Here is a 12,437-nt window from a genome sequence, read left to right on the forward strand (position 1 = left end):
AGAATTATAATGGCAACAGTTAAAGTATATATAAATGGTAAATTAATTGGAACAACAGAAGATCCAGAAGCATTTGTAGCTGAAGTTAAAGCCAAAAGAAGATCTAATGAGTTGACTAATGAATTGAATATCACTTACTATGAAGAAAATAGTGAAGTATTCATATTCACCGATCCGGGACGAGCTAGAAGACCATTGGTAATAGTTGAGGATGGTGTGTCAAAGCTTACCGATGAAATCATCGACGATGTTGTGGAAGGAAAACTCAAATGGTTTGACCTTATACACAATGGTATCATCGAATACATTGACGCAGAAGAAGAAGAAAACGCTTACATAGCAATGTTCGAAGAGGATTTAACCCCTGAACATACACATCTTGAGATAGATCCTTCAACAATGCTTGGTATATGTGCAGGAATTATTCCATACGCTAACCATAACTCTTCTCCGAGAAATACGATGGAAGCAGGTATGACAAAACAGGCATTGGGATTGTACGTGTCAAACTATAATTTAAGAACAGATACACGTGCACATCTATTACATCAGCCCCAGATGCCTGTCGTAAAAACAAAGAGTATGGAGTCAACCGAGTATGATAAAAGGCCATCAGGTCAAAACTTTGTAGTGGCAATTCTTTCATATCAGGGATATAACATGGAAGATGCACTTGTTATGAACAAGGCCGCATTGGAACGTGGACTTGGTAGATCATCATTCTTCCGTTCATATGAAGCATCCGAAAGAAGATATCCTGGTGGACAGGAAGACCACTTCGAATATCCTGAAAATATGGTGAGAGGATACCGTTCAGAGGAAGTTTACAAAAACCTCGATGAGGATGGACTGATAAACCCTGAGGTAACCGTAGACTCCGGTGACGTACTCATAGGTAAAACATCCCCTCCTAGATTCCTGGAGGATGTGGATGAATTCGGTACTGTAGCCGAAAGAAGACGTGAAACAAGCGTTACTGTTCGTCATGGTGAACATGGTATAGTCGATAAGGTAATGCTTACAGAAACCATTGAAGGAAGCAAACTTGCAAAAGTAAAGGTCAGAGATCACAGACAACCTGAATATGGTGACAAATTCGCATCACGTCACGGTCAGAAAGGGGTATTGGGTCTAATAGTTCCTCAAGAAAACATGCCGTTTAATGAAAATGGAATGTGTCCTGACTTAATGATAAACCCTCATGCTATCCCATCAAGGATGTCCATCGGACAGATTATTGAGATGCTTGCAGGTAAGGCAGGATGTATGGAAGGTAAACGTATAGACGGAACGCCATTTACAGGTGTGCCTGAGGAAGAAATCAAACGTCTGCTACATGAAAACGGATTTGAAACTCATGGCCGTGAACAGTTATACAATGGTATAACCGGTGAAAGATTCAATGCAGAAATCTTTGTGGGAGTAGCATACTACCAGAAATTACACCACATGACATCAGATAAGGTCTATGCCAGAAGCCGTGGTCCTGTACAGGTACTTACCCGTCAGCCAACAGAAGGTAGGGCAAGAGAAGGTGGACTCAGATTTGGGGAAATGGAACGTGACTGTCTAATTGCACACGGTGCAGCATTATCCCTAAAGGAAAGACTTCTTGATGAGTCAGACAAATATGAGGCATTGATTTGTGGAGATTGTGGAAGACTTGCAGTAAGGGATAAGATACGTGACAGAACTTACTGTTCAATATGTGGTGAAACTGAAACATTCCCTGTAGAAATTTCATATGCATTTAAATTATTGTTAGATGAACTTAAATCACTATGTATATCTCCAAATCTTGTATTAGAGGATAAAGCATAGCTAATTTGCAAGGAGGATTAATAGTTGAAAGGAATAATTAAAAAGATATCTGAGATAGACTTTGGTTTAATGTCTCCTGAAACAATCAGGAAGATGTCCGTAACCAAGATTGTAACTCCGGATACATATGATGAAGATGGTTATCCAATAGAAGCGGGACTTATGGATCCAAGACTTGGTGTAATCGATCCTGGACTCAAATGTCGCACATGCGGTTCTAAAGGTGGAGACTGTCAGGGACACTTTGGACATATTAACTTTGCAAGACCCGTTATTCACGTAGGATTTGCAGATACCATACATAAGATATTAAGATCTACCTGTCGCAGCTGCGGTTGTGTACTCTTAAGCGATACCGAAAAGGAAAAATACAAGGATAAGCTTGAAGAAAGAATAGCCAATGGTGAAGATATTTCCAAAATCTTAAAACAGATTCACGTAGCCGCTAAGAAAGAAAAATGTCCTCATTGTGAAGAGGAACAGGTAGAAATAAAAATTGACAAACCGATTTCTATCGTTGAAGGTAACTACAAACTAACGGCAAGTGAAGTACGTGAAAGATTGGAAAACATACCTGAAGATGATTATATCTACATAGGTATCAACAAGGACGTTGCAAGACCTGAATGGATGGTATTGACTGTTCTGCCTGTACCTCCTGTAACGGTAAGACCTTCAATTACTTTGGAGACCGGTGAACGTTCTGAGGATGACTTAACCCATAAGCTTGTAGACATATTACGTATCAATCAGAGATTGAAGGAAAATATGGAAGCGGGAGCTCCACAGCTGATTGTTGAGGATTTATGGGAATTGCTCCAATATCACGTTACAACCTACTTTGATAATGAGGCAAGTGGAGTGCCACCGGCAAGACACAGATCCGGAAGACCATTGAAAACACTGGCTCAGCGTCTTAAAGGTAAGGAAGGAAGGTTCAGAAGTAACCTTGCAGGTAAACGTGTAAACTTCTCAGCACGTACGGTTATCTCACCGGATCCTAACATCAGTATCAATGAGGTTGGTGTTCCTGAGATGATTGCAAAGGAAATTACCGTACCTATCACCGTGACAAAGTGGAACATAGACCAGATGAAGGAATACATTAAAAACGGTTCAAACGTTCACCCTGGAGCCAACTATATAATAAGGCCAGATGGACGTAAAATAAGGGTCTATGACGAAACCAAAGAGGCAGCAATGGAAAACCTGGAGCCTGGTTACATAGTCGAAAGACACATCATCGATGGGGACATAGTACTGTTTAACCGTCAGCCATCACTTCACCGTATGTCAATGATGGCTCACGAGGTAAGGGTGCTTCCTTACAAAACATTCAGATTACATCTGTGTGTATGTCCGCCATACAATGCAGACTTCGACGGAGACGAAATGAACATGCACGTATTCCAGACACCTGAAGCACGTGCCGAGGCAAACAATATCATGAAGGTACAGGAACATATCCTATCACCTCGTTATGGTGGTCCGATTATCGGTGCTATTCACGACCATATTACCGGTGCATACCTGCTTACACATAAGGACACGGTCTTTGAAGAGGATAAGGCTCTTCAAATAATAAAAAGGGCTAAAATGCCTCTGCCTGAAGCTAAGGGCGAACCTTGGACAGGTAAGGAAGTATTCAGTTTACTTCTTCCGGACAGGCTTAACCTTGTATATAAGGCTGAAATCTGTAGAAAATGTGAAGAATGTAAATATGAAAACTGTGAATACGACGCTTATGTAGTAATCAGTAACGGTCAATTATTACAGGGAGTAGTGGATGATAAGGGATACGGTTCCGGTAGTGGAAAAATACTCGATGCTATCGTGAAACAATTCGGTCCGGCCGAAGCAAGATACTTCCTGGATCATGCTACAAAACTGGCTGTATTCGGTGGTGTAATGCAGAGAGGATTCACAACCGGTACGGCGGATGAGGAAATTCCTAAAGAAGCTGAGGAACGTATTGCAGAGCTTCTTGAAGAATCCGACCAGAGGGTAGAACGTCTAATTCAAACATATGAAGACGGTGAACTTGAAGCATTGCCTGGCCGTAGCTTACGTGAAACACTTGAGATGAAAATCATGCAAGTGCTAGGGGAAGCTAGGGACAACACTGGGGTTATCGCAGAACGTTACTTTACAACCTCAAACAGTGCGGTTATCATGGCACTTACCGGTGCAAGGGGTTCCATGTTGAACCTAACTCAGATTGCTACCTGTGTAGGACAGCAGGCTGTTCGTGGTGGACGTATTAACAGGGGTTATATAGATCGTACATTACCTCACTTCCACAAGGGGGATGTTGGTGCTAAGGCAAGTGGATTTGTAAACAGCAGTTACAAACATGGACTTGATCCATTGGAATTCTTCTTCCACGCTATGGGTGGTCGTGAAGGACTGGTGGATACCGCTATTCGTACAGCACAAAGTGGTTACATGCAAAGACGTCTTGTAAATGCATTGCATGACTTGAGTGTACATGAGGATGGTACCGTAAGGGACAACAATGGTGTAATCGTTCAGTTCAAGTATGGGGAAGATGGAATCAACCCGGCAAAAAGTGATTATGGAAAAGTTGCTGATTTAGATAAGTTGATTGAAGAAATGAGATTAGAATCTAATGTAGCAGGTAAATAATGGTGATCTTATGGATTTGGATGAAATTCAAAATATAGTTAATGAAGTAGGTGCAGGTTATTTTCCAATAAAGCTTGTTCAGGAAATCAATGATGCATGTAATCGTAACGATTTAAGTGACGATGAGGTAGAAACCTTGGTTCTTAAGGTCAAGGAAGCTTATGAACGTGAAGAAGTTGAACCTGGAGAATCTGTTGGAACTATTGCAGCTCAGTCTGTAGGAGAGCCTGGTACACAGATGACCATGCGTACTTTCCACTATGCAGGGGTAGTAGAGTTAAACGTAACTTTAGGTCTTCCTCGTCTTATTGAGGTTGTGGATGCTCGTAAGAAAATCTCAACGCCTACTATGGAGATATATTTCACTCCTGAGTATAGTAATGATGAGGAATTCATTACCAAAATGGGTAATACCATCGGTAAGATTACGTTGAACGACATTATTAAGAACTTCAACGTAAATTATATGGACAACGTCATTACGGCTGAAATTGATCAGGATATCATTGATGAAAGAAGACTTGATATTAATGAAATTTTAAGTGTGATTGATAAAACTTTTAAACAAGTAAAAATAGATAATAATGTACTGAGTTTTGAAACCACATTTTCTAAAGATGAAGAAAAAATTTCACATGGTATTCGAGAATTAAGATTACTTGCAGATAAAATCAGAGATCTTCAGATTAGTGGTGTTAAGGGTATTGGTAAGGTAGTTATTCGTAATGAACATGATGAGTGGGTTATCCACACTGAAGGTTCAAATATCGGTGCCATCTTAAAACTGGAAGGTGTCGATATAGTTAGGACAACTACGAACGATATCTATGAGATTGAAAAAGTTCTTGGAATTGAAGCGGCAAGAAATGCCATCATCCATGAGTTATACACGACAATGGAAGAACAAGGGCTTAGTGTGGATATTAGACATATCATGTTAGTTGCTGATATGATGACAGTTGACGGATTCGTAAAATCCATTGGCCGTCATGGTATCAGTGGTGAAAAATCAAGTGTGCTTGCAAGAGCAGCATTTGAGGAAACCGGCAAACACTTACTTAACGCTAGTATTCGTGGAGAAACCGATAAACTCTCAGGTATTATCGAGAATGTCATTGTAGGTCAACCTATACCTCATGGTACGGGGTCAGTTGGCATAAATATGAAAGAAATTGATTAATTAGGAGGCAACAAATGGATATAGAAAGAGGAATCCGTGTAGCCGTAGATACTGGTAAGGTTATATTAGGATCCAACAAAACAATCCAAGCTATAAAACTTGGTAATGGAGAATTAGTTGTAATCGCTAACAATGCTCCAAAAACTTTAAAAGATGATGTAGAAGCATATTCAAAATTATCTAATATACCAGTATACACTTTTGAAGGTTCAAGTGTGGAATTAGGTTCAATCTGTGGTAAACCATTCACAGTAACAACCCTTATGATTCAAGAACCTGGAGACTCTAATATATTAGAGATTAAGGAGTAAATGAACATTATGTCCGTCAAATTCACAAGCAATGAAATAAGATATATTGCATTGTTTGAAACTGTTACCAATGCAGTTGTTAAGGATTGTATTGTAGATGACGAACATGATAGAGTTACTTTTTTGGTAAAAAAAGGAGACATGGGATTAGCAATAGGAAAACGTGGTAGTACTATTGCTAAGATGCAAAAATCAGTTGATAAGAGTGTTGAAATAATGGAACACTCTGATGACCCAGGCGAATTTATAAAAAATTTATTATCTTCTGCTAAAGTAAATTCAGTGGAATTTACTACAGATAGTAAAGGTAACAAAATCGCCACCTTGGATGTCGACTCAAAGGATAAGAAAAATGCCATTGGTAAAAATGGTCAAAATATCCAGCGAGCCAGACAATTTGCTAAAAGACAATTTGAAATTAGTAATATAATCATAAACTAACCGTATTTATGATTTTGGTATTTGGGCATACTTAAGCAAAATCTTGCTTAAAATCCAACGCCTAAATTCTTAAAGAAACTCAGTTAATACTAAAAGCTATGATGAAAAGTACGTAAATAATAAGTGCAGCATCACAAATAACAGCTCTATATGTAAACGGTGAACAAAAATTATCATCACATGTATTGCATGTGGAGATGTTTTATTAAAAAAACTTTGAATAGAATAATTAATGTATAAATGGAGGAATAAATTTGCCAGGATTATTCGCAGCAAAAAAATTAAAAGATAACAGACAAAACTTCCGATGGAAAGACACACAATACAAACGTAAAACCCTCGGATTAGATATTAAAGCAGATCCGCTAGAAGGATCACCTCAAGCTAGAGGAATCGTAATTGAAAAAGTAGGTATCGAAGCAAAACAGCCTAACTCTGCAATCAGAAAATGTGTAAGAGTTCAATTAATTAAAAACGGTAAACAAATCACTGCATTTGCACCAGGTGACGGTGCTATCGGTTTTATCGATGAACACGATGAAGTAATGATTGAAGGAATCGGAGGACCATCAGGTAGGTCCATGGGTGATATTCCTGGAGTAAGATGGAAAGTTACAAAAGTAAACAACGTAGCTTTATCAGAAATGGTAAGTGGAAAAATCGAAAAACCAGTAAGGTAGATATTTACGCATAGGAGTTTAATTAATATGAGCTTTAAATTATTTGACAAATGGGATGTAACAGAAGTTACAGTAGAAGATATGGGATTACAAAACTACATATGCTTAGATGAAATTGTTGTACCACACACTATGGGACGTCACGTAAAAAGACAATTCGCAAAATCCAAAGTATCAATCGTAGAAAGATTAATGAACAAAGTAATGAGAACCGAAAGAAACAGTGGAAAGAAAAACAAAGCATACTCCATGGTAGAAGATGCATTAGATATCATCCACAAAAAAACCGAACAAAATCCTATACAAGTATTAGTAAAAGCTGTAGAAAACACAGCACCTAGAGAAGAAACAACCCGTATTAAATACGGTGGAATCGGTTACCAAATAGCTGTAGATATAGCACCACAAAGAAGAGTGGATTTATCATTAGGATTCATCACAAAAGGTGCAATGCAGTCAGCATTCAAAAACAAAAAATCAGCAGCACAATGTTTAGCTGATGAAATATTACTTGCAGCAGATGAAGATTCAAGAAGCTTCGCTGTACAGAAAAAAGAAGAAAAAGAAAGAGTAGCAAGATCTGCACACTAGATTTTAAGGATATACTTCTTTCTTATATCTTTTTTTTAGAATCATGAATTTTATCACAAATCTTTAAAATAAATGAATCCTTGGTATTCACAATTTTAATGACATGATAAAATAAACAAATGCTAATCAATATAAAAAGTATAAAGTAAACTTTAAACATAAATTATTATAATAAAAATAAGGTGATATATTTGAGTCGACGAGATCAAATGGTAGATAAAATCAAAGAATTAATGTATGAGCCAGATTATATCAGAAACATCGGTATAGTAGCTCACATCGACCACGGAAAAACAACATTATCTGATAACCTATTAGCAGGTGCAGGTATGATTTCAGCTGATTTGGCTGGAGATCAAAGACTACTTGACTTCGATGAACAGGAACAGGAAAGAGGTATCACCATCGATGCGGCAAACGTATCAATGGTACACACATACGATGATGAAGAATACCTAATCAACCTCATCGATACACCAGGTCACGTAGACTTCGGTGGAGACGTAACACGTGCAATGAGAGCAGTAGATGGTGCTGTTGTAGTTGTATGTGCAGTAGAAGGTGTAATGCCTCAAACAGAAACAGTACTCAGACAAGCATTAAAAGAAAATGTTAAACCAGTACTTTTCATTAACAAAGTGGACAGGCTAATCAACGAATTAAAACTCGATGATGCTGAATTACAAAACAGATTCATTAAAATCATCGCAGGAGTAAACAAACTCATCAAAAACATGGCTCCTGAACAATACAAAAATGATTGGCAAGTAAAAATTGAAGACGGTTCAGTAGCATTCGGTTCAGCATACCACAACTGGGGTATCAACGTACCACACATGCAAAAAACCGGAATCACATTCAAAGATATCGTAGCATACTGTAACGAAGATAACCAAAAAGAATTAGCACAAAAAATCAAAATCGAAGAAGTTATCTTAGGAATGGTAGTAGAACACTTACCAAGTCCAAAAGTAGCACAGGCATACAGAATTCCTAAAGTATGGTCTGGAGATATCGAATCAGTAGAAGGACAAGGTATGATAAATACTGATTCAAAATCACCATTAGCTGTAATGGTAACAGACGTAAGTATCGACAAACACGCAGGTGAAATAGCAACCGGTCGTGTATATGGTGGATCAATCGAAAAAGGATCAGAAATATTCTTCGTAGGTTCAATGAGCAAAGCAAGAACCCAACAAGTAGGAGTATATATGGGTCCTGAAAGAATCAACACCGATGCAGTACCAGCAGGTAACATCGTAGCAATTACCGGAGCTAGAGGAGCAGTTGCAGGGGAAACCATCACAGATGCAGACCACAAAATCGCACCATTCGAAAGTTTAGAACACATATCTGAACCGGTAGTTACAGTAGCAGTAGAAGCTAAAAATACAAAAGACTTACCAAAACTCATTGAAGTACTAAGACAGGTAAGTAAAGAAGACCCAACAATTCGTGTAGAAATTAACGAAGAAACCGGTGAACACTTACTGGCTGGTATGGGTGAATTACACTTGGAAGTTATGATTTACAGAATCAACGAAAAAGGTGTGGAAGTAGACACTTCAGAACCTATCGTAGTATACCGTGAAACCATTGCAGGTACAGCTACAAACGTTGAAGGTAAATCACCTAACAAACACAACAGATTCTACATTGACATCGAACCATTACCTGAAAACTTAATGAATGCCATTAACGAAGGGGAAATCGAAGAAGGTAGAGTAAAAGGTAAAGAAGAAGCTAAAAAATTCCAAGATGCAGGAATGGACAAAGACGAAGCAAAACGTGTTTGGGACGTATACAAACACTGTATGTTCGTTAACATGACTCGTGGTATCCAATACCTCGCCGAAATTAAGGAATTATTACTTGAAGGATTCGAATCAGCACTTGAAAGCGGACCATTAGCAAACGAAAAAGCAATGGGATTCAGAATCAACCTCATGGATGCAAAACTCCACGAAGACGCAGTTCACCGTGGACCTGCTCAGGTATTACCTGCTATAAGAAAAGCTATCTATGGGGCAGTAATGCTTGCTCAACCAACACTCATGGAACCAATGCAAAGAGTATACATAAGTGTACCTCAAGACTACATGGGTGCAGCAACTCGTGAAGTACAAAACAGACGTGGTCAAATCGTGGAAATGGGTCAAGAAGGAGATATGTCAACTATCGAATCAAAAGTACCTGTAGCTGAAATGTTTGGATTTGCTGGTGACATCCGTTCAGCAGCTGAAGGACGTTGTATTTGGTCAACTGAAAACTCAGGATTTGAAAGAATCCCAAGAGAACTACAAAATCAAATCGTAAAAGAAATCCGTCAAAGAAAAGGTCTAAACCCAGAACCATATGGACCTGATCACTACCTAGGATAAGATTACTATTTATCATAGTAAACTTCTTTTACATTTTTTTTTAATTTACTTATTATTATCGTCTATTTTTTAATATAAATCCAAAATCAAATCCTAAAAGTTAATTCAAAGCTAATTAACTCATTGAAATATTTTGATAAATAGCTGATATTGAAAAAGTATATTAATAACAATTAACATAAAGAATAATTGATAAAAAAAATTTATTGTAATTTAATTAATGTACATAAAGATAATATGAAATATATTTTACAAGGGAATATAACAATTCCCTGTTATATTTCTTTGTATGAATACATTTCTTTTATTACAAAGTTAGAGGACGTTCTCTAGATAAGTAAATCTAGCAATCGGCTTACTAACACTTATAAATCACACTATATGAAAAAATAGTTCCTGATTTATAAATTATATTCAAAATACATGTTATATTAATATGGAGGAAATATAATGGCAAAAGCAAAAGAACATATGAACTTAGCAGTAATTGGTCACGTAGACCACGGAAAATCAACATTAGTAGGACACCTTTTATTATTATCAGGTGCTATCGCAGAACAACAATTAGATGAAGGAGAAGACAAATTCAGATTTGTTATGGACAAACTCGGAGAAGAAAGAGAAAGAGGAGTAACCATCGATCTCGCTCACGAAAAATTCGAAACCAAAAAATACGAATACACTGTAGTAGATTGTCCAGGACACCGTGACTTCGTTAAAAACATGATTACCGGTGCTTCACAAGCTGACGCAGCAGTTCTCGTAGTAGCTGCAAACGACGGTGTAATGCCACAAACAAAAGAACACATCTTCTTATCAAGAACTTTAGGTATCAACCAAATTATCATTGCAGTAAACAAAATGGATTTAGTTGACTACTCACAAGACAAATACAACGAACTCAAAGAAGAAGTAGGAAACTTAATCAAAACAATCGGTTTCAACCCTAAAGAAGTACCTTTCATACCATTATCTGCATTTGAAGGAGATAACATAACAGAAAAATCATCCAACACACCATGGTATGACGGAAAAACTTTAATTGAAGAATTAGATGAATTCGCAGCACCTGAAAAACCAACATCATTACCATTAAGATTACCTATTCAAGACGTATACTCAATTACCGGTGTAGGTACAGTACCTGTAGGAAGAGTAGAAACTGGTATCTTAAAAACTGGTGACAACATAGCATTTGAACCAGCTGGAGTAACTGGTGAAGTAAAATCTATCGAAATGCACCACGAAATTCTCCCTGAAGCAGAACCTGGAGACAACGTTGGTTTCAACGTAAGAGGTGTAGGTAAAAACGATATTAAACGTGGAGACGTAGCAGGAACCACAGCTAACCCACCTAGCGTAGCAAAAGAATTCAAAGCACAAGTTGTTGTATTACAACACCCTGGTGTAATCACAGTTGGATACACACCTGTATTCCACGCACACACATCACAAGTAGCTTGTACATTCTTAAGATTAGACACCAAACTCGACCCTGCAACCGGTCAAGCTAAAGAAGAAGACCCTGACTTCCTCAAAACTGGAGATGCAGCAATCGTTACCATTAAACCTACAAAACCTATGGTAATTGAAAAAATCAAAGAAATTCCTCACATGGGAAGATTCGCTATCCGTGATATGGGTCAAACCGTAGCAGCAGGTATGTGTATTGACATTACCGACGCTAAATAAGTAAATTAACATTTACTTATTAACTTTTTTCTTTTAAATTTAGATTCCCATGTGATAACTATTTTTCAAATGGATTATTTTACAAGGATAAAATATTTTGCATGTGTTAACCTATATTTTTCATATGTAACTTTTGAATATAATTGCATGGAGTCTGGTAAACGATTATTTTTTTATTTATAAGGAGAATTTGAATGAACAAAGCTAGAATTAAACTAACAGGAACCGACCCAGAAAAAATAGCTGACGTATGTGATCAGCTTAAAAAAATTGCTGAAAGAACTGGTGTCGACTTATCCGGACCTATCCCACTTCCTACTAAAAAATTAGTAGTTCCAACAAGGAAAAGTCCTGATGGTGAAGGTAAAGCATCATGGGAAAAATGGGAGTTAAGAATTCATAAACGTCTTGTAGGAATTGAAGCTGATGAAAGAGCTATGAGACAGGTTATGAAAGTTAATGTTCCAGATAATGTAAGTATTGAAATAGAACTTAAAGCATAATCATAAACTATATAAATCATTACTATCATATATAGTAATAGATTTGTATTAGTTAATTTTTTTTAAAATGCCGAGATAGCAAAGCCAGGTAACGCGCCGGACTTGAGATCCGGTGGGCAATTGCCCGCATGGGTTCGAATCCCATTCTCGGCGTAATTTTTATATTCACATACTATATTTTTATCATT

10 protein-coding genes and 1 tRNA gene are annotated in these 12,437 nt (G+C 37.5%); all 11 read left to right on the forward strand.

The window, feature by feature from the left end:
* The first annotated feature begins 9 nt into the window (after window positions 1-9).
* The 11 genes from rpoB (at window position 10) to AW729_RS08820 (ending at window position 12,402) form a co-directional block, all read left to right on the forward strand.
* Window positions 10-1,821 (forward strand): DNA-directed RNA polymerase subunit B, encoded by a 1,812-nt coding sequence (gene rpoB / locus AW729_RS08770; protein WP_112124753.1) that lies wholly within the window; start codon window positions 10-12, stop codon window positions 1,819-1,821.
* A 24-nt stretch (window positions 1,822-1,845) separates the two neighbouring features.
* Window positions 1,846-4,467, forward strand: coding sequence for a DNA-directed RNA polymerase subunit A' (locus tag AW729_RS08775; protein WP_112124754.1), 2,622 nt, complete (start codon window positions 1,846-1,848; stop codon window positions 4,465-4,467).
* Between the two features lie 10 nt (window positions 4,468-4,477).
* A complete protein-coding gene (rpoA2, locus tag AW729_RS08780; protein WP_112124755.1) occupies window positions 4,478-5,647 on the forward strand; it encodes a DNA-directed RNA polymerase subunit A'' in 1,170 nt (389 codons plus the stop codon).
* Window positions 5,648-5,661: 14 nt separating this feature from the next.
* The gene (locus tag AW729_RS08785) at window positions 5,662-5,958 is read left to right on the forward strand and encodes a 50S ribosomal protein L30e (RefSeq protein WP_112124756.1); all 297 of its coding nucleotides are present in this window, start codon (window positions 5,662-5,664) and stop codon (window positions 5,956-5,958) included.
* Window positions 5,959-5,967: 9 nt separating this feature from the next.
* Window positions 5,968-6,399 carry a NusA-like transcription termination signal-binding factor gene (locus tag AW729_RS08790; RefSeq protein WP_112125273.1) on the forward strand — a complete coding sequence of 144 codons (432 nt, stop codon included), beginning with the start codon at window positions 5,968-5,970 and terminating at the stop codon, window positions 6,397-6,399.
* A gap of 254 nt (window positions 6,400-6,653) precedes the next feature.
* A complete protein-coding gene (locus tag AW729_RS08795; protein WP_112124757.1) occupies window positions 6,654-7,079 on the forward strand; it encodes a 30S ribosomal protein S12 in 426 nt (141 codons plus the stop codon).
* A 27-nt stretch (window positions 7,080-7,106) separates the two neighbouring features.
* The gene (locus AW729_RS08800) at window positions 7,107-7,670 is read left to right on the forward strand and encodes a 30S ribosomal protein S7 (RefSeq protein ID WP_112124758.1); all 564 of its coding nucleotides are present in this window, start codon (window positions 7,107-7,109) and stop codon (window positions 7,668-7,670) included.
* Window positions 7,671-7,861: 191 nt separating this feature from the next.
* Entirely contained in the window at window positions 7,862-10,054 is a 2,193-nt protein-coding gene (locus AW729_RS08805; RefSeq protein WP_112124759.1) for an elongation factor EF-2, read from the forward strand.
* A gap of 450 nt (window positions 10,055-10,504) precedes the next feature.
* Window positions 10,505-11,746, forward strand: a complete 1,242-nt coding sequence (gene tuf, locus AW729_RS08810) for a translation elongation factor EF-1 subunit alpha (protein ID WP_112124760.1) — start codon at window positions 10,505-10,507, stop codon at window positions 11,744-11,746.
* 194 nt (window positions 11,747-11,940) lie between these two features.
* Window positions 11,941-12,249, forward strand: a complete 309-nt coding sequence (rpsJ, locus tag AW729_RS08815) for a 30S ribosomal protein S10 (protein ID WP_112124761.1) — start codon at window positions 11,941-11,943, stop codon at window positions 12,247-12,249.
* 69 nt (window positions 12,250-12,318) lie between these two features.
* A tRNA-Ser gene (locus AW729_RS08820) sits at window positions 12,319-12,402 on the forward strand.
* The last annotated feature ends 35 nt before the right edge of the window (window positions 12,403-12,437 follow it).

The sequence above is a fragment of the Methanosphaera sp. BMS genome, from assembly GCF_003268005.1.
In the GTDB taxonomy this organism is placed as follows: domain Archaea; phylum Methanobacteriota; class Methanobacteria; order Methanobacteriales; family Methanobacteriaceae; genus Methanosphaera.

Coding starts and splice junctions, on each gene's coding strand:
- rpoB (WP_112124753.1), top strand. CDS start 10: ATGGCAACAGTTAAAGTATATATAAATGGTAAATTAATTGGAACAACA.
- rpoA2 (WP_112124755.1), top strand. CDS start 4,478: ATGGATTTGGATGAAATTCAAAATATAGTTAATGAAGTAGGTGCAGGT.
- AW729_RS08785 (WP_112124756.1), top strand. CDS start 5,662: ATGGATATAGAAAGAGGAATCCGTGTAGCCGTAGATACTGGTAAGGTT.
- AW729_RS08790 (WP_112125273.1), top strand. CDS start 5,968: ATGTCCGTCAAATTCACAAGCAATGAAATAAGATATATTGCATTGTTT.
- AW729_RS08800 (WP_112124758.1), top strand. CDS start 7,107: ATGAGCTTTAAATTATTTGACAAATGGGATGTAACAGAAGTTACAGTA.
- tuf (WP_112124760.1), top strand. CDS start 10,505: ATGGCAAAAGCAAAAGAACATATGAACTTAGCAGTAATTGGTCACGTA.
- rpsJ (WP_112124761.1), top strand. CDS start 11,941: ATGAACAAAGCTAGAATTAAACTAACAGGAACCGACCCAGAAAAAATA.